The following is a 20,570-nucleotide window of genomic DNA, read 5'->3' on the forward strand; positions in this document are numbered from 1 at the left end:
GGGTCAGGAGCGGTACTCGGGGTTCTCGAAGTCGAACCGGGCCCCGGCGTTCCACTCCTCGCGAGAGTTGCCGTGGTTCGGAACCCCGCCTGCGCTCTTCAGCATCTGCGCGAGGTGCATGAGGTTCCAGGTCATGAAGGTGGTGTTGCGGTTGGTGAAGTCGTTCTCGGGGCCGCCGCTGCCCGGGTCGAGGTAGGAGGGGCCGGGGCCGGCCTCGCCGATCCAGCCGGCGTCGGCGTTCGGTGGGATCGTGTAGCCGACGTGCTGCATGGAGTAGAGGACGTTCTGGGCGCAGTGCTTGATGCCGTCCTCGTTGCCGGTGATCAGGCAGCCACCGACGCGGCCGTAGTAGAGGTACTGACCCTTGTCGTTGAGCATCCCGGAGAGTGCGTAGAGGCGCTCGATGACCTGCTTCATCACGCTGGAGTTGTCGCCCAGCCAGATCGGGCCGGCCAGCACGAGGATGTCGGAGGCCAGCAGTCGCGGATAGATCTCCGGCCAGGCATCGACCTCCCAGCCGTGCTCGCGCATGTCCGGGTACACCCCGGTGGCGATCGGGTGGTCGATCGCGCGCAGCACCTCGACCTCGACGCCGTGCTTGCGCATGATCGCCGCGCTCGCATCGACCAGCCCCTCGGTGTTGCTGATCTCGGGGCTCTTCTTGAGGGTGCAGTTGATGAACATGGCCTTGAGGCCGGTGAAGTCGGGCGCGCTCATGGCGGCCTCCTCAGCTCGTGGGGGAGTCGCTGACCCGGGCGAGCGCGAGGGCGTAGTCGCCATCGGCGTCCGTCCACCAGCCGACGAGGTCGAGCCCGGCAGCTGCCAGCTCGGGCGAGATCCGCTCACGGCGGAACTTGGCGGAGATCTCGGTGCGGATCTCCTCGTCTGCGGCCAGCTCGATGGTGAGGTCGAGGCCCGCGAGGCGCACCGTCATGGGGCGGGTTGCGCGCAGGCGCATCTCCATCCACTCGTTCCGGGCGTCCCACACCGCGACGTGCTCGAACGCGTCGACGTTGAAGTCGGCCTCGAGCTCACGGTTCAGGACGCGCAGCACGTTGCGGTTGAAGTCCGCGGTGACGCCCGCAGAGTCGTCGTACGCCGCGACGAGGCGCCGCGGGTCCTTGACCAGGTCGAGGCCGAGCAGGAGCGACTCACCGGGCGAGAGAGCGTCGGCAAGCCCGCGCAGGAACGACGCGCGCTCGATCGGCGCGAAGTTGCCGATCGTGCTGCCGAGGAAGGCGACCAGGCGCCGGCCGGGAGCGGGCAGGTCGGCGAGGTGGTGCTCGAAGTCGGCGACGACGTCGATGACCGGCAGCTCCGGACGGCTGACCTGGAGCTCAGCAACCGCTCCGCGCAGCGCTGCGGAGCTGACATCGACAGGCACGTAGGCCGCGAGCCGGCCCGCGCCAGCCAGCGCGTCGAGCAGGTAGCCGGTCTTCTCCGACGAACCCGAACCGAGCTCGAGGAGGACCTCGGCCCCTGCAGCAGCAGCGATCTCGGGGGCGACCTCGGCGAGCAGGGAGCGCTCGGTCCGGGTCGGGTAGTACTCCGGAAGGCGGGTGATCTCCTCGAAGAGCTCACTGCCGCGGGCGTCGTAGAAGTACTTCGGCGGCAGCCACTTCGGCGAGGCGGTCAGGCCGGCGCGTGCATCGGCGACCAGCGCCTCGCGCAGGGCATCAGGCTCGAGGAGGACGGTCGTCATCGGGTGGGCTCCAGGGGAGTCGGGTGCAAGATCGTGGTGGTGACCCCGCACGGGTCGATCAGGATGACGGCGCAGGCCGGGACCGGAGCCCACGGCTCGTCATGGCGTGCGGGCGGCATGGCGCTGACTGCGTACTCCCCGCGGCCGAGGTCGAGCAGGTGGAGTCCGGTGCCGCAGGCGGCGACCTGGCTTCCGTCGGAGACGAGCACGTCGAGCGGCCGGCCCGGCTCACGGTCAGCGAGGCGGAGGAGTGCGCCAGCCAGGGAGCAGCCCGCCTCGAGCTCGTCGAGGATGGCCGGCGCCACCGGACCGGGCGCGGCGACCTGCCAGGTCCCGCGGGTCACCGGCGGTGCGCAGTCGGCGTGCGCGGGAAGCGCAGCGACGGCGCCCGCTCCCAGAGCAGCCTGGTGCCGGCAGGCGACGACGGCCCCAGTCATCGACCCGCTCATCGGCCACCGTCGTCGGCCAGGCGGACCCCGGTCACCGGCCAGCGCGCGCCGGCCGGGAAGAAGTTGCGATAGCTGGCCCGGGCGTGGCCGGGCGGAGTCAGCGCACAACCGCCGCGCAGCACCATCTGGCCGGACATGAACTTGCCGTTGTACTCGCCGATCGCACCCGGGGCCGGACGGAATCCGGGATAGGGGAGATAGGCCGAGGAGGTCCACTCCCAGCAGTCTCCGAAGAGCTGGCGCAGCGTGCCGTCGGCTGGACCTGCGGCCCGCGGGTGCCACGTCTCCGTCGACACGTCGCTTCCTCGAGGTGGAGACGTCGCTTCCTGGGGGCCCTGCAGCGCGGCCGCGTGCTCCCACTCGGCCTCCGTCGGCAGCCGCTTGCCCGCCCAGGTCGCGTAGGCATCGGCCTCGTAGTGGCTGACGTGGCACACGGGCAGCGTCGGATCGACAGGCCAGGTGCCGTGCAGCGTGTGCTCGAACCAGACGCCGTCGATCTGCGACCAGTAGAACGGCGCGCACCAGCCCTCGTCGTTGACCCGGCCCCAGCCGTCGGAGAGCCACAGCTCGGCCCGCCGGTAGCCACCATCCGCGATGAACTCCATCCACTCGCCGTTGGTGACGAGCCTGTCGGCGAGCCGGTACGACGCGAGCCACTGCTGGTGCCGGGGCAGCTCGTTGTCGAAGCAGAAGCTCCCGCCCCTGTCGGCACTACCCTCGTGGCCGATCTCGACCAGGCCGCCGTCGAAGTCGAGCCAGCTCAGCGGGGTCGCCGGAGTGGCGGCGGCCGGGGACCCGGCGTACACGGGGCGGAGCGGGTTGAGCGAGAGCACGTGCTTGATGTCCATCAGCAGCAGCTCCTGGTGCTGCTGCTCGTGGTGGAAGCCGAGCTCGACGGTCGCGGCGATCTTGGCCAGCGTGCCCTCGTCGACCCGGTCGAGCAGGTCGGACATGCGGTCGTCGACGTTGCTCCGGTAGCGGCCGACATCGTGCGCGCCCGGCCGGCTGATCACACCGCGCATCGGCCGGGAGTAGCGCGGGCCGATCGCCTCGTAGTAGCTGTTGAAGAGGAACCAGTACTGCTCCTGGAAGGCCGAGAAGCCCGGCTCGTTCTCCGCGAGCACGAAGGTCTCGAAGAACCAGGTCACATGCGCGCGGTGCCACTTGGTCGGTGACACGTCGGGCATCGACTGGACGGTCTGGTCCTCGGGGGAGAGCGGCGCCGCGAGCCGCTCGGTCCAGGCACGCACTTCCCGGTAACGCGAGACCAGGTCGTGGGCCTCGCCAGCGGGCGTCGAAGTGGGTTCCACGCCTCGATCCTTGCACCTGGCTCCGCATCGGAACAGACGTTTGTCCGGCGGCGCCATGGGGAATAACTCGCCTCGACCGTGTCGTTGACGCGTCATCCGTTTTGATTGGCTGACCCAACCAGGAGCCCGCGATGAGCCTCGACCGCCTTGCCCTGCCGCCTGCTCCTGTGCTTCCTGCGGCAGGTGTCCGGACGTCCGTCACGGTCCCGCTCGAGTTCGCGGACGGCTACGCGACGTCGGCCCAGGTGCACACCTTCGACGGCCTCGTCGATGGCAAGGAGCACCTGCTGCTCGCGCTCGGCGACTGGCAGGGAGCACTCCTGCGTTCGGCGGCCGGTGGTGCAGCGCCGCTCGTGCGTCCGCACAGCGAGTGCCTCACCGGCGACGTCTTCGGCTCGCAGCGCTGCGACTGCGGTCCGCAGCTGCGGGAGGCAGTGGAGCGGATCGCTTCCGAGGGTGGGTTCCTGCTCTACCTGCGCCAGGAAGGCCGCGGCATCGGCCTCTACGCGAAGCTCGACGCCTACGCCCTCCAGGACGCCGGCCTCGACACGTACGCCGCGAACCGCGCGCTCGGTCACGCCGACGACGAGCGGGACTACGCGGCCGCCGCCCAGATGCTTGCCGCCCTCGACGCCGACCGGATCCGCCTGCTGAGCAACAACCCCGACAAGGCGCTCCAGCTGGAGGCCTACGGCGTCGAGGTCACCGAGCGTGTGGTCACGGGGGTGCACCTCTCGCCGGCCAACGCGGCGTACCTGAGTGCGAAGCGCGACCAGACCGACCACACGCTCGAGCTGGGTGCCACGGTCCCGCTGTCCCGGATCGCGTGAGGCCCGGATCGCCTGAGGCCCGGATCACCTGAAGTCAGCCGGTGGCTTCACCGGGTTCGGACGCCAGGGCGGCGATCTGGGCGGCCACCTCGGTCGCGCGCTCGTAGGGGAGCATGTGGCCCGCCTTCGGGTAGACCACGAGCTCGGCGTGCGGCAGTGCCTCCGCCAGCGCGCGCGAGTGCGCGATCGGCGTGAGGCCGTCGCGCGTGCCGGCGAGCACGACGGTGCGGACGGTGTCGAAGGCCCGGAGCATCTCGCGGCGGTCATGCCGGATGATCGCGGCGGCGAGTGCGGCCGTCGTCTCCGGGTGGCTGCGCGCCACCTGGATCGCCGTGCGCTTGCGGTTGTACGGCGTCGCGTGGCCGGGCGCGTAGAGGCCGAGCCGCACCGCCTCCGCGATCAGGCGCGGGAACCTCGTGTTGACCCGCGCGCGCGACAGCGTGCGCAGGCGCAGGATGCCCGGCGCGACGAGGAGCAGCGGGGTCGTGATCGTGCCAGGGAGGCCGAGGATGTCGCGTCCGATGCCAGCCGCGGAGGTCGCGACCATCGCGATCCCGACGACGCGATCGGTGAACAGCGTCGTGTGGCGCTCGGCGAACGCCATCAGCACCGGGCCGCCGAGCGAGTGCCCGGCCAGCACCACCGGCCCGCGAGGGATGAGGTGGACGATCACGTCAGCCAGGTCATCGGCCAGCTGCTCGATGGTCGCGCTGCCCCGTGGTCCGGCGTCGGAAGCGCCGTGGCCGCGTGCGTCGTAGGTGATGACGCGCAGGTCGCTCGCCAGGATCCGCGCGACGTCCTCCCAGCTGGTGTGGTCCTGCGTCCACCCGTGGTGGAGTACGACGGTCGCGGCAGCGTCGCTGCGGCCCGAGACCTGGACCGCGATGACCGTGCCGTCGGCGAGCTCGAAGGTCTCGGAGCCGTCGACGGGCCCGCCTCGTCCAGACAGTGGTGCGGTGCTCACGGGACCTCCATGGATCGATGCTGGGCTGATCGGCTTGCTCAGCCGAGGTTCAACGAGCGACCGATGATTTCGGTCATGATCTCCGAGGTGCCGCCGTAGATCCGCTGGATGCGGTTGTCGATGTAGGCGCGCGCGATCGGGTACTCGAGCATGTAGCCGTAGCCGCCGTGCAGCTGCACGCAGGCGTCGACGACCCGGCCCTGCAGCTCGGTCGACCACAGCTTCGCCTTGGCGGCGTCCTCGACCGACAGGGTGCCCGCGTTGAGCGCCAGGATGCACCGGTCGACGTACGTCTGGGTGATCTCGACCTCGGTGACCAGCAGGGCGAGGCGGTGCTTGATGGTCTGCAGGTTGCCGATCGGCTTGCCGAACGCCTTGCGGTCGCGGACGTACTGCATCGTCTGGTCGAGCGCTGCCTGGGCGCCGGCGATCGCGCCGATCGCGATGTTGAGGCGCTCCTGCGGCAGGTTGTTGGTGAGGCCGAAGAAGCCCTCGCCCTCCTTGCCCAGGAGGTTCGCGATCGGGACGCGGCAGCTCTCGAAGATCAGCTCCGCGGTGTCCTGCGCGTGCATGCCGACCTTCTCGAGGTTGCGGCCGCGGGAGAAGCCCGGGGTGCCGTCCTCGACCACGATCAGGCTCAGCCCGCGGTGCGGGTGCTCGCCGGTGCGGACCACGAGGATGACGAGATCGGCGTTGATGCCGTTCGTGATGAACGTCTTCGCGCCGTCGACGACGTAGTCGTCACCGTCGCGCACGGCCTTGGTGCGGATGCCCGAGAGATCCGAGCCGGCACCCGGCTCGGTCATCGCGATCGCCACGACGAACTCGCCGGACGCGACCTTGGGGAGCCAGCGGTGCTTCTGCTCGTCGGTGGTCAGCTCGAGGAGGTAGGGCATGCAGATGTCGGAGTGCAGCGTCGGGCCGAGCAGGGCGGGGCCGACACCGGCGTACGCGCCTTCCTCGATGGCGATCGCGTTGTAGCGGAAGTCCTTGATGCCGGCTCCGCCGAATTCCTCGGGCACCGCGGCATTGAGGCCGAGGTCTGCCAGACCGGTGAAGAGCGACTTCGGAACGATCCCGGCCTTCTCCCAGTCGGGGTAGTTCGGGACGACCTCGCGCTCCATGAACGCGCGGACGCTGCGGCGGTAGTCGTCGTGCTCTGCCTCGAAGATGTTCCGTTCCATGCCGGCTAGGTTAGCGCTCGTTAACCGGTGGTGGATCGAGGTGTTCCATTCCCTTCCGGCGCGGTGGGCGACAGACTGCGCTCATGCGCGAACGGATCGTCCGGTGGCTCTACCGCCGCTGTGGAAGCTCGGCCAACTACTGGGCCGTCATGGCTGTCGCCCAAGGTGCCTCGTCCGTCTTCGTCGCGGTGGTCACCGTGGTCCTCGCTGCGACGTTCTTCGACCCGCCGCTGACGGAGGTCGTGGTCGTCGCGCTGGTCGGGTCGGTGCTGACGATGCTGGCCATCGGCGCGGCGACGATGCGGGTCCGGCCGATGCTGGTGCGGTTCGTCGCCTGGCGTGCCGAGCCCGACCCGTCGCACGAGGAGACCGCCGAGATCTGGGCGGACGCGACGACCGGCACCTGGCGGACCTTCCGGCGCAGCTCGGGGATCGTCAACCTGCTGGCCGTCCTGCCCGCGACGGCGGTGGCATGGTGGCAGTGGGACACCGGGCTCCCGGGTGCGCTCGCGATGCTGGTCGCCTGCGTGATCCCCGCCTTCTACGGCACCGTTGTCAGCTACTCGGTCGGGGAGCTGCTGTCCCGTCCCATCGTCGACGAGATCGCCGCGCGGCTGCCCGACGAGGTCCCGTTCCGCTCGGGCGGGTTGTCGCTGGCGCGCCGGATCAAGTTCGCCCTCCCGGCGTACACGACGACTGCAGCGATGCTCTCGGTGGGACTGCTCGGTCACGCCGATGGCGCGCGGTCGCTCGCGATCACTGCACTCGTCTCCGGTGTGGTGGGTGTCCTCCTCGCCACCGAGCTGACCGTCCTCGTCGGCGATGCGGTCACCGGGCAGGTCCACAGCATGCGCGAGCAGCTGGTGCGCGTACGCGGTGGTGACCTCTCCGCCCGGACGCTGGTCTCGACCGGGGACGAGCTCGGCGAGCTGGCCCACGACTTCAACCTGATGGCGCGCGGGCTCCAGGAGCGCGAGGAGATCCGCACTGCCTTCGGCACCTACATGGATCGCTCGGTCGTCGACCTGATCCTGTCGGGGGACGTCGCGCCCGAGGGTGTCGAGGTCACGGTGTCGATCCTCTTCTGCGACGTGCGCGGCTTCACGTCGTACGCCGAGCAGGCGAGCGCGCCCGAAGTCATCGCGACCCTCAACGACATGTTCACCGCGATCGTCCCCGTGGTGGAGAAGCACGGCGGTCACGTCGACAAGTTCCTGGGGGACGGCATGCTCGCCGTCTTCGGGACGCCGCGGCCGCTCGCCGACCACGCCGACCGTGCGTTTGCTGCTGCCTGCGAGATCGTCGACGTCGTCTCCCTGGGATCGTCGGGTCTGTCGGTCGGTGCCGGGGTCAACACGGGCGTCGTCGTGGCCGGACCCCTGGGCGGTGCGGGCCGGCTCAACTTCAGCGTCATCGGCGACGCGGTCAACGTGGCCGCGCGCGTCGAGGCCGCCACCCGGCAGACCGGTGACGACGTGCTGATCACCTCGGCCACCCGTGCTGCGTTGCACGGGGAGTGGGACCTGGTCTCGCGCGGCGGCATCGAGCTCAAGGGCAAGGCCGCCCCCGTCGAGCTCTTCGCGCCGCAGGTCCGTTCCCATGTCGGGGCACCCGCCCTGCCGCAGTGACACCCCGCCGACACGGCGCAACCTTGACGTCGACACGGCGCAACCTTGACGTCGACACGGCGCAAAGTTGCGGCAGCCGTAGGGCGCGCATGCCGCGTTGGCGGCTCGCCGAGCTGTCGGTAGCCGGGTCTAGTGTCGGGACATGGTGACCTGGCATCTCACGATCGACGCGAACGATCCGGCAGTGATGGCGCGTTTCTGGGGCCCGCTGCTGGGCTACGTGCCCGAGCCGCCGCCGGAGGGCTTTGACTCCTGGCTGGCCTACTACCAGCACGTCGTGCCCGAGGAGGACCTCGGCGGTGACCCCGACGACTACATCGACCGGCTCATCGACCCGGCCGGTGAGGGGCCGAAGATCTGGTTCCAGCCGGTGCCGGAGAAGAAGACGGTCAAGACCCGGTTCCACTTCGACATCTACGTGGCCGACCGCTCCGCCCCGATAGAGGAGATCATCGCCACCGTCGATGCCAAGGTGGCCGAGCTGGTCGCCCTCGGCGCGACGATCGATCACCCGAACCGGATCGACACCGAAACCCTCCAGCGCTACGCCGTCGTGATGCACGATCCGGAAGGAAACGAGTTCTGCGTGGCGTGAGGCGCCGCCGCCCCTCGCGGTCATGGCGGGCGCGCTCCCGCCCCGCTCGCGAGTTCCGAAGGAACCGGCAGGCGACAACCGATCGCTGCGCTGGAGCGTCTCACCGTCATGACCCGAGTCGTGGTGCTCCTGGCTGGCGCTCTGTTGGCGATCACCTCATGCGCCGGGGGCGCAGCGAGTCCGTCAGGCCCGGACAGGCCCGGGGCGAGGCCCGCCGCGATCCCCAGTGGGGTGAAGACCTGGGCCGAGCTCGAGAAGGGAGTGCCTCCCCGGATCCCCTACATCCAGGACGATCGCTACGTCACTCCGTCGGGCCCCGGCCTCGACCTGCCCACGGGGAGGCGGGGCGTCAGCGGGGTCGCAAGGTTCTCGGGCGGCCTGCTCCTGTCGGATGCGACCTACTTCGAGGGGACCAACGGCATTGCCCTGGTCAAGGACGGCGCACGCGTCAGGTCGTGGCCTTCGGCTGGTCACTGCTCCAGCGGAGGGCCTATCGGGTCTGCGGATGGGGAGTACGTCGCGTGGGTGACCGTGCGCTGCCCGGAGAGCGAGGACACCTCGGTGGGCGCGGTCCACGTCGCGCGTGTCGACGGCACGGGCGAGGTGACCCAGCCGGTCGGCGCCGAGCGTGTGGCCGTCGTCGGTTTCCTCGGTCGAAGCGTCGTCTACAACACCGGCTTCATCCGTGGAGCGTGGATCACCAGCAGTGATGGCCGCCCCCGCCGCATTCCAGGCGTCGACACGGTGCAGGCGGTCAGCCCGGCGACGGGCGACCTGATCGGACAGGTCGCGGACCGAGCGCATCTGGTGCTGGATGGTGACGGCGAAGTGCTGTGGCGAGCGCCTACCGGTGGCCTGGTCTCGTTCAGCCCCGACGGCACCAAGGTCCTCGGGATCGTGGCCCCCGGGCGCCTCTCCGTGCTCCACTCCCGCACGGGCGATGCGGCCACCACCATCGACATGCCGAGGGGAGCCGATCTCGAGTCCGTCGTCTGGGAGACGGAGCGGACCCTCCTGACGCTGTTGCGGTGCGACGGAGCGGTAGCCATCGTGCGCGTCCACCTCGACGGCCACATCGAGCGGGCCACACTCCCGTTGGGCCTGGAGGATGACCGGTCTCCGTACGTCCTGGTGCAGGCATGGGCCGCTGAGAGGCGCTGAGGCCCCGCCCGGGCCGGTCGGGCGAGCGGAGACAACGAGCCGCCGCACAGTGTTCTGAGGCCGTTCGCCCAGCGTCGGTGACTGAGCCACCGCGGCTGGCGAGCGTGGTCCTCCGTGAAGCGAATCTGGACGTTCTCGGTGCTCGCCCTCCTTGCCGTCATCCCGGTGGTCGCGCCACACATCGACGAGGATCCCCGGCAGGCCCCGTCCCTGAGGGCAGCGGCCCTCGAGCTCGAGGCGACTTCGACCGACGCAGTCTCGACCGCGCCCTCCGCAACGCTTCTGACCAATGACCCGCAAACGGCACCGCATGCCATTTCCGATGCGCTGGTGAGCGACATCGAGGCAGTGCCGGCGGGGGAGTCGATCGACGTCACGACCTACTGGATCTCGTCGCCGCGCGTGGCCTCGGCGCTCGCGGCTGCCTTCGGTCGCGGTGTGCAGGTGCGGATCCTGATCGATGGCGGACGGCGTTCCCGCTCGAGCGCGGCGAGGTCGCTGGACGACCTCCTGAACGCGGTGGCGACGGATTCGTCCTGGCTGCGGCGCACTGACGGGGCAGCGCGGGGCGCCGGCGGGATCATGCACGAGAAGACCTACCGCTTCTCCCGGGTCGGCGACGTGCCGTGGGTGACCGTCACCGGGTCGTGGAACACCGCAGAGTCCGCCGACCTCGGTGAGTACGCCGCGATGCTGCGGCTCGCCGGTCGTCAGGACGTCTACGAGCTCTGGTCCGACATTGCCGAGGAGCAGCGGGCGGGACGGTCCGCCGGCGGTGTCGCGCGTGAGTACGCCGGCGCCGACTGGTCGGCGTACTTCCTGCCGGCGGCGGACTCGCGAGCGACCGACCCGGTGCTGCGCCGGTTGCGTTCGATCCCGTCACGTCCGGGCACTGTGGTGCGCGTGGCGATGTTCTCGATGTGGGGCGACCGGGCCGGCTGGCTCTCGCGACGGCTGGCGCGGATGAGTCGCGGTGGTGCCGACATCACGGTCGTGGCAGGGCCGACGGTCTCCCGCAGCGCGAGGTCCACGCTGCGCCGCGGCGGCGTCCGTGTCGTCGCTGGATGTTTCCGCGACGGCGACTTCGTGCACGGCAAGGACATGTCAGCGTCCTGGGTGCGCGACGGAGTCCGGCGCGAGTGGACCTGGATCGGTTCGGACAACTGGACGTCGCGGGGGATGAGCAGCGACCAGGCAGTCCTCGGCATTCGTGACGCCGCGGTCTACGACCAGTTCGGAGCGGCCTTCGCGCGGGCGTCCCGACGACCGGGTGGTGTCGTCGGGCGCGCCTGTCCGTTTGGATGAGTGCCGGTCAGCGACCGGCGTCGAGCATGCCCTCGCGCGTGGGGACCTTGACGCGCAGGCGCTCCTGGACCTCGCCCAGCGCGACCTCGTGGGCGTCGAGCTTGAGCCAGTTGTCGTGGTCGAAGACCTCGACACCGCGCTCGACGAAGTAGGCGTCAACGGCCTCGGTGGTGCGCTGCGGGGCCGTCTCCGTGGTCGCGGCCAGCAGGTGACCGACCGTCTGGGCAGCATCCGACTTGGTGTGACCGATGAGGCCGACCGGGCCGCGCTTGATCCACCCGGTCACGAACGTGCCGGGGATCGGGTTGCCGTTGATGTCGAGGACCTTGCCCTCGTCGTTGGGGATGACCGCGTTGCGCTCGTCCCACGGCAGGCCGGGGAGGGCGGAGCTGCGGTAACCGATGGCGCGGTAGACCTGCTGGACATCCCAGTCGGTGAACTCGCCGGTGCCCTCGACGTTGCCGTCCTCGTTGGGGGAGTGAGTGCGCTCGGTGCGGAACGACGTCACGCGGCCGTCCTCGCCCGTGATCGAGACCGGGGCCTCGGCGAAGTGCAGGTGGATCCGGTGCGGCTTGCCCTCCAGGTCACGACCGACCCAGTTCGACAGCGTGTTGAGCACCATCTTCTGCGCCTTGTGCTTGCCGATGTGCTCCATGCCGTCGGCATCGACGTCGAAGCCCTCGGGGTGGACGACCACCTCGACGTTGGGGGAGTGGTTGAGCTCGCGGAGCTCCAGCGGCGAGAACTTCGCGTACGCCGGGCCGCGGCGAGCGAAGACGTGGACGTCGGTGATCTTCTTCGTGGCCAGGCCTTCGTAGACCTGAGCCGGGATGTCCGTCACGAGCATCTCGTCGGCGGTCTTGGCGAGCACGCGGGCCACATCGAGCGCCACGTTGCCGACGCCGAGGACGGCAACCGACGTCGCGTCGTCGAAGGACCAGGTCGGAGCGTCGTCCGGGTGCGCGTCGTACCAGGAGACGAAGTCAGCGGCGCCGAGCGAGAGCTCCTCGCCGGGGATGCCGAGGTCGCGGTCCGCCTTGGCGCCGGTCGAGAAGACGACGGCGTCGTAGTACTCGCGGAGGTCCTCGAGCTTGACGTCGGTGCCGAAGTCCACGTTGCCGAGGAAGCGGATCTCGTCCTTGGCCAGGACGCGGTCGAGCGCCTTGATGATCTCCTTGATGCGCGGGTGGTCCGGCGCAACGCCGTAGCGGACCAGGCCGAACGGCGCGGGAAGGCGCTCGAGGATGTCGACGGAGACGTCGACCTCGGACTTGGTCAGGATGTCGGCGGCGTAGATGCCGGCCGGGCCACCGCCCACGATCGCAACACGAAGAGTCATGTTCCTTATTGTGAAGGGAAAACCCGTTCACCCAAAACGAGGTTGTGGTTGTGGGGTCACAAGGATACGTTGTGACGCGTGCTGGGCTCCCACGTTCCTGACCTGCGTGCGCTGGAATTGCTCGTCCTCGTCGCGCGCACCGGCAGCCTGAGCGCGGCCGCAGCTGAGATCGGAATCACACAACAAGCAGCGTCCTCACGCATGCGCACGACAGAAGCACTGGTCGGCGCGCCCCTCCTGAGCCGCAGCCGGCGCGGGTCGGCGCTGACCGAGCTGGGTGAGCTGGTCGTCCAGTGGGCCAGCCGCGTCCTCGACGCAGCCGAGGAGCTCGACGCGGGTATCACCGCCCTCCGTTCCGACCGCAGGGGACACCTTGCTGTCGCAGCAAGCCTGACCATCGCGGAGTACCTGCTGCCGGGATGGCTGGTCGCCGTGCGTGCCCAGCAGCAACGCCACGGCGTACCCCAGACCGAGTTCACGATGACCGCCACCAACAGCGAGCGGGTCGCCGCGCTCGTGGCCGCCGGCACCGTCGACCTGGGCTTCGTCGAAGGCCCCGAGGCGCCGCCCGGCCTCCACGCGGAGCTGATCGGCGTGGACGAGCTCGTGGTTGTGGTCGGCCCGTCCCACCCGTGGGCGCAGCGCTCCAAGCACCGGGTCTCCGCGGCGACCCTCGCGGCGACCCCCCTCGTCGTGCGGGAGGCCGGCTCCGGCACCCGCACGGTGCTGGAGCGCGCACTGGCCGGACTCGAGATCGCTCCGCCCGTGCTCGAGCTCTCCAGCACGGCCGCGGTGCGCGCCGCGGTCGCCGCCGGCGCCGGACCCGCAGCGGTCAGCATGCACGCGGTGCGCGATGACCTCGCCAGCGGACGGCTGGTCGCCGTCGCCGTGACGGGTCTCGACCTGGCGCGGCGGCTGCACGCGGTCTGGACCGGAGGCAGCACCCCGCCGGCCGGGCCTGCGCGCGACCTCGTGCAGTGGGCCGTGGCCCGCGGCCAGCGCCCCCGCACCTGATCCGTGCCCGATCCGGGGCTGCTCCGGCGCTGGGCTCAGGTCAGTGAGCTCGGGTCATCGGGTACGTCGACAGCGGAGGCCCGCAGCGCTTCGACCGGGATGATCTCCAGCGCCCGGGCATTGGTGGACGCGAGCACGACCGGTGCCGCGACCCCGTCGTCGTACGCCTGCTGCCAGCGGACGGCGACCACGCACCAGTTGTCCCCCGGCTGCAGCCCGGGGAAGTTCCACTCGGGCCGGGGCGTGGAGAGGTCGTTGCCGACCGACCGCTGGTGTTCGAGGAACTCCCGCGTCATCACGGCACAGACCGCGTGGAGGCCGCGGTCCTCGGGGCCGCACGCGCAGTTGCCGTCGCGGTAGAACCCGGTGACGGGGTCGGTGCCGCACGGTTGGAGTGGCTGGCCGAGGACGTTGAGTTCCGACATGGGTCCAATGTGGCATGGTCGGGGGCATCGGCGAACCGCTATCGCGCCGTAGCACCGTTCGATCGAATTGTGACGGGCGCCACCCCTCCAGTGTGGCGGGCGCCTCGGCGGAATCGTTGTGAGGTCGTTAGGATCGCCTGCGCGACGGGTCCGGGAGCAGACTGCTCACCGGACCCGCATCACACTGAACGGAGATCGCATGATCATCGGAGTCCTCAAGGAGGCTCAGGCCGGCGAGACGCGTGTTGCCGCGACGCCTGCGACCGTGGTTCAGCTGTTGAAGCTGGGTTATGAGGTCGTGGTCGAGTCTGGTGCTGGCGAGCTGTCCAGCTTCTCGGACGAGGCGTACGTCGAGGCGGGCGCGTCCATCGGTGACCCGCTGGCGGCCGACATTGTCTTTGGCGTGAACACCCCCTCCATCGCCCAGCGTGACGGCCTGCGGCCGGGCGCGACGCTGATCGCCATCCTCAACGCCCGTATCGACGAGGAGACGGTCGCCGACCTGACCCAGCGTCCGATCACGGCGCTGGCCATGGACGCGGTCCCGCGCATCTCGCGCGCGCAGTCCCTCGACGTGCTGTCCTCGATGGCCAACATCGCGGGTTACCGCGCTGTGGTCGAGTCTGCGCACCAGTTCGGCCGGTTCTTCACCGGCCAGGTGACGGCGGCGGGCAAGGTCAACCCGGCCAACGTGCTGATCGTGGGCGCCGGTGTTGCCGGTCTCGCCGCGATCGGCGCCGCCGGTTCGATGGGCGCCATCGTGCGCGCCACGGACCCGCGTCCCGAGGTTGCCGACCAGGTCCGCTCGCTCGGTGGTGAGTACCTCTCCATCGAGTCGCCCGAGGTCGAGGTCTCGGCCACGGGTTATGCCAAGGAGATGGGCGACGACTACAAGGCCCGCGAGGCCGAGCTGTACGCCGACCAGGCCAAGATCGCCGACATCATCATCACCACCGCGCTGATCCCGGGACGCCCCGCGCCCCGCATCATCACCGCCGAGATGGTGGCCTCGATGAAGCCGGGCTCGGTCATCGTCGACATGGCCGCGCAGAACGGCGGCAACGTCGAGGGCACGGTCAAGGGCGAGAAGGTCGTCACCGCCAACGGTGTCACGATCATCGGCTACACCGACCTGGCCGGTCGCCTGCCCGCCCAGGCCTCGCAGCTCTACGGCCAGAACCTGGTCAACCTGCTCAAGCTGATGACCCCGGAGAAGGACGGCCAGCTGGTCCTCGACTTCGACGACGTCGTCCAGCGTGGCGTGTGCGTGGTCCGCGAGGGTGAGTCCACGTGGCCGCCGCCGCCGGTCCAGGTCTCCGCTGCCCCGGCTGCCGCGGCCGCTGCGGCTCCGGTGGAGTCGAAGCCCAAGAAGGTCACCAGCCAGAGCACCAAGCTGGCCCGTGTGGCGATCGCTGCTGCCGTGCTGTTCGCGCTGATCGCGATCTCCCCGGCCGCGCTGCAGATCCACCTGACGGTGTTCGCCCTGGCGATCGTCATCGGCTACTACGTGATCGGCCACGTGCACCACGCGCTGCACACGCCGCTCATGTCGGTGACCAACGCGATCTCCGGCATCATCGTGGTCGGTGCGCTGCTCCAGATCGGTCAGGACAACGACGTGATCACCGGCCTGGCCGCGGTCGCGATCCTGCTTGCGTCCATCAACGTCTTCGGTGGCTTCGCGGTGACTCGCCGCATGCTCGCCATGTTCTCCCGGTCTTGAGAGGACTGAGCACTCATGAATGACATCCTCACCGTAGAGAGCGCTGCCCAGTCGGCGTACATCGTCGCGGCACTGCTCTTCATCCTGGCCCTCGCGGGCCTGTCGAAGCACGAGTCGGCGAAGCTCGGCAACTACTTCGGCATCGCCGGCATGGGCATCGCCCTGGTCGCCACCGTGGCCCTCGCGATCGACCGCGAGGTCGAGCCGGCCGGCCTCGGCCTGCTGCTCGGGGCCACCGCCATCGGTGCCGCGATCGGTCTGTGGCGTGCCAAGAAGGTCGAGATGACCGGCATGCCCGAGCTCATCGCGCTGCTGCACTCGTTCGTCGGTCTGGCCGCCGTGCTGGTGGGCTGGAACGGCTACCTGCACGTCGAGAACCACCTGCACGGCGAGGAGGCCCACCTCCTCGACGCTGCCGGCCTGCTCGGCATCCACTCCGCCGAGGTCTTCATCGGCGTCTTCATCGGCGCGGTCACCTTCACCGGCTCGATCGTCGCCAACCTCAAGCTGTCGGCGCGGATCAAGTCCAACCCGCTGATGCTGCCGGGCAAGAACTTCCTCAACATCGGTGCGCTCGTGCTCTTCGCTGCGCTGACCGTGTGGTTCGTCGTCGACCCGCAGCTGTGGCTGCTGATCGTCGTCACCGTGCTCGCGCTGCTGCTCGGCTGGCACCTGGTCGCCTCCATCGGTGGCGGCGACATGCCGGTCGTCGTGTCGATGCTCAACTCGTACTCCGGTTGGGCCGCGGCGGCCTCGGGCTTCCTGCTCGAGAACGACCTGCTGATCATCACCGGTGCGCTCGTGGGCTCCTCCGGTGCGTACCTGTCCTACATCATGTGCAAGGCGATGAACCGCTCGTTCATCTCGGTCATCGCCGGTGGCTTCGGCATCGCTGCCGGCCCGGCCGAGGACAAGGACTACGGCGAGCACCGCGAGATCACTGCCGAGGGCGTGGCGGAGATGCTGGCCGGCGCGAGCTCGGTCGTGATCACCCCGGGCTACGGGATGGCGGTGGCCCAGGCGCAGTACGGCGTCGCCGACCTGACTCGCAAGCTGCGGGACAAGGGCGTCAACGTCCGCTTCGGCATCCACCCCGTCGCGGGTCGCCTCCCGGGTCACATGAACGTGCTCCTGGCCGAGGCCAAGGTGCCCTACGACATCGTGCTCGAGATGGACGAGATCAACGACGACTTCTCCGACACCGACGTCGTCCTCGTCATCGGCGCCAACGACACGGTCAACCCGGCCGCGTCCGAGGACCCCGCCAGCCCGATCGCCGGCATGCCGGTGCTCACCGTCTGGGAGGCCGACAACGTGATCGTGTTCAAGCGCTCCATGGCCTCGGGCTACGCCGGCGTGCAGAACCCGCTGTTCTTCCGTGAGAACTCGGCGATGCTCTTCGGTGACGCCAAGGACCGCGTCGAGGACATCCTCCGCGCACTCTGATCCACAGCAGCGAACGAAGAAGCGCCCCGGACCATCTGGTCCGGGGCGCTTCTTCGTTCTGCTCGCGGTTACAGGATCCGCGTGGCTGCGACAGCGATCTCGATCGTCGCACCGACCGGGAGGCCGGCCTGAGCAGTCGAGAGCTCGACGTAGACGCCGCGGATGATGTTCCACGGGCCGTTCTGGATCTGCTGGTTGATGACGACCTTGCCCAGGCCCGCGACGTTGATCGTGGTGTTGGGCTTCACGTCCAGCGGGATCACGACGCCCGCGACCTTGAGGTTGACCAGCGTCATGTTCATCTTGCCCGTGTAGGCGCCGCTCACGCGCTTGCCGTGCGCGGTCACGCCGACAGCATCAGCGGTGATGACGCCACCGAGCACGTTGACCTTGGCGAGCTGGTTGGAGTTGGTGATCTCCGCGTCCAGCGTCCCGATGACCTTGGTCGATGTCGTCGTGGAGGTGATGACACCGGTGGACAGGATGCCGGGCACGTTGACCGACGCGGTGCTGTTGGTCAGCGGCTTGCCGAAGCTGCCGGCGTACGGCGTCTGGATCATCGCCGTCGGGCCGGAATTGATCCCGACCGTGCTGCCCGCGGCTGCCTGAACCCACGTGCCAAAGGCGTTGCCGGCGATGTCCGCGCCCTGGGCGGGCGGGACCGGCATGACCGACTGGTACGTCGGGTTCACGTAGACCGCTGCACCGGGCTGGGCGCCGCCCAGACCCTTCAGGAGCACGATGCCGAGGCCCCAGGCCTGGCTGGCCCGGCCGCCGTCAGCGGTGCCGCTGATGAAGCCGTTGATGCCGATCTTGGCGACGCCCGGGATCTCCACGAAGTAGTTCCGCGGAATGTTGACCGGCAGGTTGATACCCGCGATCTTCAGGTTCACGAACTTGGTGCCGCCGTCGGTGCTGCTCGTGCCGTCAGGGTTGGCAGTGAGCGTCGAGGTGGTCTCGATGGCGTCGGCCGTGATCAGGCCGCCGAGCAGGTTGACCCCGGCAGTCTTGGCGGTCGAGACCAGTTGGTTGGCGCCGCCGGCAACGGCGGTCGACGTGGCACTGGTCGTGATGACGCCCGCATTGACGAGTCCGGCGACGTTGACCGAGGCGGTGCTGTTGCTGGACTTCTTCCCGACCGGTCCGCCGGTGATGCCGGACCGTGCGGTGAGCTGCGAGCTGATGTTGGAGTCGAGCGCTTGGACATAGGTGCCTCCAGCAGTGGACACGTACGCCCACGCCGTGGCGGCCTGTGCCGGCACAGAGAAGCCGGTGGCGAACAGGGCCAGCAGGCCCGCCGCCATTCCGGCGCGAAGAGTTGTTCTTGTCATTCGTGGGCCCCATCCCGGAGAACTGTGAAGTTGCATTGGAAAGCAAAGGTTGCTAATTGCAAGGAACCTATGCGCCTAGTGTGCCCCCAGATCCGACGTCCGGCAGAACCGGGCTGGACATTTCTCGGATTCAACGGCCGAACCCCGGGGTTCTGCCACTAGCCTCGGCCCATGGCTGACCTCCCGTTCGACCCGATCGCGCTGCTCAACAAGTCACAGAAGATCGCCCTGGGCGTCGCGGGCGAGGCCTTCGATGCGCTGATCGGTGTCGGCAAGACCGCGGTGCAGCCTGAAGAGGCGATCCGCCAGCTGTCCGCGCTCGTGGCTGCTGTCGGCGACCTCGCGGCCGCGTCGGTGAACCCGCTCCAGGACTTCATCGCCAAGCAGCGCGAGATCGCGGACACGATGGCCAACCTGGCCACGGTGCAGGCCGACCTCGCCGGTCTGGTCGAGACGCTGGCCCACCGTCACGCCGCGATCGTGGAGTCGCTGGAGAACATCACGGCTCCCGTGTTCGGCCTGGTGGCCCGGGACGACGCCGACAGCTGAGCGGGCTCAGCGCCAGGCGGTGGCCTTGAACGTCGTGGTGCGTCCGTTGACCGAGCTCGCGTTGCCGAGGTGGAGCGCGACCCGCTGCACGGTGCCCGCCCGGAACGGCACGCTGAACGTCTTGTTGCCGTAGCGGTCCAGCGCCACCGGGATCCGGCGCGGCGCGGTGCCGTTGCTGAAGAACACGACGGCGTAGGCCGTGGACGCTCCAGCGGGTGCGTTGATCGCGAGCCGGAGGTTCCAGCGGCCGGTGAGCGTGCCGCCGGGCCGGAAGTCGTACGCCGCGCCCGCGAGGTGGGCGAGCCGGATGCTCCGAGTGCCGGTCGAGCGCGCACTCCGGGTGAGCTTCCAGGATCGGCTCAGCTGGGCCGACGGGTAGGCAGCGCCCTCGGCATAGAACAGGCGCGGTGCCAGGGAGGAGCCGCCGAACGTGCGGAATGCCGTGGTCAGGCTCCATCCCGCGTTGCTCAGGGCGGTGCTGAGGGCGCCGCGATAGTTGACGCCAGTGGCGGCCGCCTGCTCCCACACGCGACGTACGACGGTGTCACCCAGACTGCGGGTGTAGAGCTCATGGAAGACCCACGTGCCGTACTCGGCTCCGCCGTTGCGGGTGTCGAGGGGGAGGTGCGGCTGACGGAGGGAGCCCAGCCGGATGTAGTTGCGGCTGTCGTTGACTGATGGATAGACCTGCTCCTCCATCCAGGTGGCTGTCGACTCCATGAGCCAGCCGTCCTCGTAGGAGTCGTAGCCGAACTGGACGATGTGGAAGAACTCGTGGGCAGCGGTGACCTGGCGGAACTCGGTGGCGCTGGTCCCGGAGTTCACGAACTCCGTGAAGTCGTTCTCCAGGACGAGGTAGCCAGCGCTCTCCTTCGGGTCGTCCTCGGGCACCGCGTAACCGAAGTAGTCATAGGGGTCGTTGCCCGCGTCGCTGCCGGCGATGTCGGCCAGGTACACGTCGAGCCTGCCGTCGGCGGTCCCGCCGCGAGCACCGTCGAGGATCGGCGTCTTGTAGTGCAGGCCGCTGATCTCTGCGTCCCAGACCCGCTGCATGGTCGTGACGGTCTCGGTGACCTCGGCAGCGGTCGCGTAGTGGCGGCTGCCAGCGTTGTCGATCCAGTGCACGCAGAACGGGTGGTCGCCGTAGACCAACGCGTTGTCGCAGGTCGACTTGGGGGTGCCGTCGAGGAGGCCATACGTCGCGCTCAGCGGGGTGTCGTTGGCCGTGCCGTTCTCGCCGTCGGGGCGGGCCATCAGGGCCCGGGCCTGACGTCGGTCGGCGGCGGAGAGCTGGGGGAGCTGCTTGCGCAGCTCAAGCAGTGCCAGCGTCGCGTCGGTGGGTCCGGACGTGGCCGCTCCGAGGCCTTCGGTGGCTCCGTCGCCAACGCCGGTCAGCAGCGCGGTGGCGTCCTCGAGTGCCTGCTCGGCGGCGGGCGCCGACACCTCGGGTGGGCCGGCCGGGCTCGGCGGCGCGACGGGGTCGGCGTACGCCGGGACGAGGGCCAGCGGCGTCGCCAGGACGGCCGTAGGCAGGGCGAGGGCCAGGGCCCGGACAGGGGTGCTACGGCGAGTGCGGCGCATGGTTCCCGAGTGGGTTGAGGATGGTTGGCAACCT

At 69.5% G+C, this 20,570-nt stretch carries 19 protein-coding genes; 9 read left to right on the plus strand and 10 right to left on the minus strand.

What is annotated here, in order from left to right:
* Positions 1-3: 3 nt before the first annotated feature.
* Genes D4739_RS11770 through egtB form a run of 4 tightly spaced genes read right to left on the minus strand, consistent with a single transcriptional unit; the run spans position 4 to position 3,461 of the window.
* The gene (locus D4739_RS11770; RefSeq protein ID WP_120060794.1) at positions 4-717 is read right to left on the minus strand and encodes a flavodoxin family protein; all 714 of its coding nucleotides are present in this window, start codon (positions 715-717) and stop codon (positions 4-6) included.
* Positions 718-727: 10 nt separating this feature from the next.
* A complete protein-coding gene (gene egtD / locus D4739_RS11775; protein WP_120060795.1) occupies positions 728-1,702 on the minus strand; it encodes an L-histidine N(alpha)-methyltransferase in 975 nt (324 codons plus the stop codon).
* Positions 1,699-2,139, minus strand: coding sequence for a hypothetical protein (locus D4739_RS11780; protein WP_120060796.1), 441 nt, complete (start codon positions 2,137-2,139; stop codon positions 1,699-1,701). The genes egtD and D4739_RS11780 overlap by 4 nt, the downstream gene beginning before the upstream one ends.
* Positions 2,140-2,147: 8 nt before the next feature.
* Positions 2,148-3,461 carry an ergothioneine biosynthesis protein EgtB gene (egtB, locus tag D4739_RS11785; protein WP_238473628.1) on the minus strand — a complete coding sequence of 438 codons (1,314 nt, stop codon included), beginning with the start codon at positions 3,459-3,461 and terminating at the stop codon, positions 2,148-2,150.
* A 131-nt stretch (positions 3,462-3,592) separates the two neighbouring features.
* Between egtB and D4739_RS11790 the strand changes: the two genes are divergently transcribed.
* Complete coding sequence (locus D4739_RS11790) at positions 3,593-4,291, plus strand: GTP cyclohydrolase II (protein ID WP_120060798.1); 699 nt, start codon at positions 3,593-3,595, stop codon at positions 4,289-4,291.
* A 34-nt stretch (positions 4,292-4,325) separates the two neighbouring features.
* On the opposite strand, the gene D4739_RS11795 is transcribed toward D4739_RS11790, so the two are convergent.
* Together D4739_RS11795 and D4739_RS11800 are read right to left on the minus strand one after the other, a co-directional pair.
* Positions 4,326-5,255, minus strand: coding sequence for an alpha/beta fold hydrolase (locus D4739_RS11795; RefSeq protein ID WP_182920402.1), 930 nt, complete (start codon positions 5,253-5,255; stop codon positions 4,326-4,328).
* A 38-nt stretch (positions 5,256-5,293) separates the two neighbouring features.
* Complete coding sequence (locus D4739_RS11800) at positions 5,294-6,439, minus strand: acyl-CoA dehydrogenase family protein (protein ID WP_120060800.1); 1,146 nt, start codon at positions 6,437-6,439, stop codon at positions 5,294-5,296.
* Between the two features lie 83 nt (positions 6,440-6,522).
* Between D4739_RS11800 and D4739_RS11805 the strand changes: the two genes are divergently transcribed.
* The 4 genes from D4739_RS11805 to D4739_RS11820 all read left to right on the plus strand — a co-directional run bounded on the left by D4739_RS11805 (position 6,523) and on the right by D4739_RS11820 (position 11,128).
* Entirely contained in the window at positions 6,523-8,067 is a 1,545-nt protein-coding gene (locus tag D4739_RS11805) for an adenylate/guanylate cyclase domain-containing protein (RefSeq protein WP_120060801.1), read from the plus strand.
* 142 nt (positions 8,068-8,209) lie between these two features.
* The gene (locus D4739_RS11810) at positions 8,210-8,662 is read left to right on the plus strand and encodes a VOC family protein (RefSeq protein ID WP_120060802.1); all 453 of its coding nucleotides are present in this window, start codon (positions 8,210-8,212) and stop codon (positions 8,660-8,662) included.
* A gap of 231 nt (positions 8,663-8,893) precedes the next feature.
* Entirely contained in the window at positions 8,894-9,823 is a 930-nt protein-coding gene (locus tag D4739_RS11815) for a hypothetical protein (protein WP_120060803.1), read from the plus strand.
* A 114-nt stretch (positions 9,824-9,937) separates the two neighbouring features.
* Positions 9,938-11,128, plus strand: a complete 1,191-nt coding sequence (locus D4739_RS11820; RefSeq protein ID WP_182920403.1) for a phospholipase D-like domain-containing protein — start codon at positions 9,938-9,940, stop codon at positions 11,126-11,128.
* A 7-nt stretch (positions 11,129-11,135) separates the two neighbouring features.
* Here the strand turns inward: D4739_RS11820 and D4739_RS11825 are convergent, their stop codons facing one another.
* A complete protein-coding gene (locus tag D4739_RS11825) occupies positions 11,136-12,467 on the minus strand; it encodes an FAD-dependent oxidoreductase (RefSeq protein WP_120060805.1) in 1,332 nt (443 codons plus the stop codon).
* A 78-nt stretch (positions 12,468-12,545) separates the two neighbouring features.
* Here D4739_RS11825 and D4739_RS11830 point away from each other — a divergent pair, with 78 nt between their 5' ends.
* On the plus strand, positions 12,546-13,481 hold the full coding sequence (locus D4739_RS11830) for a LysR family transcriptional regulator (protein WP_120060806.1): 936 nt from the start codon (positions 12,546-12,548) through the stop codon (positions 13,479-13,481).
* Between the two features lie 35 nt (positions 13,482-13,516).
* On the opposite strand, the gene D4739_RS11835 is transcribed toward D4739_RS11830, so the two are convergent.
* A complete protein-coding gene (locus D4739_RS11835) occupies positions 13,517-13,906 on the minus strand; it encodes a DUF2237 family protein (protein ID WP_120060807.1) in 390 nt (129 codons plus the stop codon).
* Positions 13,907-14,105: 199 nt separating this feature from the next.
* Between D4739_RS11835 and D4739_RS11840 the strand changes: the two genes are divergently transcribed.
* Both D4739_RS11840 and pntB read left to right on the plus strand, forming a co-directional pair.
* On the plus strand, positions 14,106-15,629 hold the full coding sequence (locus tag D4739_RS11840; protein ID WP_120060808.1) for a Re/Si-specific NAD(P)(+) transhydrogenase subunit alpha: 1,524 nt from the start codon (positions 14,106-14,108) through the stop codon (positions 15,627-15,629).
* A gap of 15 nt (positions 15,630-15,644) precedes the next feature.
* Positions 15,645-17,075 carry a Re/Si-specific NAD(P)(+) transhydrogenase subunit beta gene (gene pntB / locus D4739_RS11845; RefSeq protein WP_220699284.1) on the plus strand — a complete coding sequence of 477 codons (1,431 nt, stop codon included), beginning with the start codon at positions 15,645-15,647 and terminating at the stop codon, positions 17,073-17,075.
* Between the two features lie 68 nt (positions 17,076-17,143).
* Here the strand turns inward: pntB and D4739_RS11850 are convergent, their stop codons facing one another.
* Positions 17,144-18,406, minus strand: coding sequence for a choice-of-anchor P family protein (locus D4739_RS11850; protein WP_147384904.1), 1,263 nt, complete (start codon positions 18,404-18,406; stop codon positions 17,144-17,146).
* 171 nt (positions 18,407-18,577) lie between these two features.
* On the opposite strand from D4739_RS11850, the gene D4739_RS11855 reads away from it, so the two are divergent.
* The gene (locus D4739_RS11855; protein WP_120060810.1) at positions 18,578-18,955 is read left to right on the plus strand and encodes a hypothetical protein; all 378 of its coding nucleotides are present in this window, start codon (positions 18,578-18,580) and stop codon (positions 18,953-18,955) included.
* A gap of 6 nt (positions 18,956-18,961) precedes the next feature.
* Here D4739_RS11855 and D4739_RS11860 read toward each other — a convergent pair whose 3' ends face one another.
* Positions 18,962-20,536: an MXAN_6640 family putative metalloprotease gene (locus tag D4739_RS11860; protein ID WP_120060811.1), complete on the minus strand. Its 1,575-nt coding sequence runs from the start codon at positions 20,534-20,536 to the stop codon at positions 18,962-18,964.
* Positions 20,537-20,570 lie beyond the last annotated feature (34 nt).

It is taken from the genome of Nocardioides cavernaquae (genome assembly GCF_003600895.1).
GTDB classification, from domain to species: Bacteria; Actinomycetota; Actinomycetes; order Propionibacteriales; family Nocardioidaceae; genus Nocardioides; species Nocardioides cavernaquae.

Excerpts from the sequence above, each read along its gene's own strand:
- D4739_RS11850 (WP_147384904.1), bottom strand. The coding sequence starts at position 18,406 with ATGACAAGAACAACTCTTCGCGCCGGAATGGCGGCGGGCCTGCTGGCC.
- D4739_RS11840 (WP_120060808.1), top strand. The coding sequence starts at position 14,106 with ATGATCATCGGAGTCCTCAAGGAGGCTCAGGCCGGCGAGACGCGTGTT.
- D4739_RS11800 (WP_120060800.1), bottom strand. The coding sequence starts at position 6,439 with ATGGAACGGAACATCTTCGAGGCAGAGCACGACGACTACCGCCGCAGC.
- D4739_RS11790 (WP_120060798.1), top strand. The coding sequence starts at position 3,593 with ATGAGCCTCGACCGCCTTGCCCTGCCGCCTGCTCCTGTGCTTCCTGCG.
- D4739_RS11835 (WP_120060807.1), bottom strand. The coding sequence starts at position 13,906 with ATGTCGGAACTCAACGTCCTCGGCCAGCCACTCCAACCGTGCGGCACC.
- egtD (WP_120060795.1), bottom strand. The coding sequence starts at position 1,702 with ATGACGACCGTCCTCCTCGAGCCTGATGCCCTGCGCGAGGCGCTGGTC.
- D4739_RS11810 (WP_120060802.1), top strand. The coding sequence starts at position 8,210 with ATGGTGACCTGGCATCTCACGATCGACGCGAACGATCCGGCAGTGATG.
- D4739_RS11825 (WP_120060805.1), bottom strand. The coding sequence starts at position 12,467 with ATGACTCTTCGTGTTGCGATCGTGGGCGGTGGCCCGGCCGGCATCTAC.
- D4739_RS11805 (WP_120060801.1), top strand. The coding sequence starts at position 6,523 with ATGCGCGAACGGATCGTCCGGTGGCTCTACCGCCGCTGTGGAAGCTCG.
- D4739_RS11860 (WP_120060811.1), bottom strand. The coding sequence starts at position 20,536 with ATGCGCCGCACTCGCCGTAGCACCCCTGTCCGGGCCCTGGCCCTCGCC.
- D4739_RS11855 (WP_120060810.1), top strand. The coding sequence starts at position 18,578 with ATGGCTGACCTCCCGTTCGACCCGATCGCGCTGCTCAACAAGTCACAG.
- D4739_RS11770 (WP_120060794.1), bottom strand. The coding sequence starts at position 717 with ATGAGCGCGCCCGACTTCACCGGCCTCAAGGCCATGTTCATCAACTGC.
- pntB (WP_220699284.1), top strand. The coding sequence starts at position 15,645 with ATGAATGACATCCTCACCGTAGAGAGCGCTGCCCAGTCGGCGTACATC.
- D4739_RS11780 (WP_120060796.1), bottom strand. The coding sequence starts at position 2,139 with ATGACTGGGGCCGTCGTCGCCTGCCGGCACCAGGCTGCTCTGGGAGCG.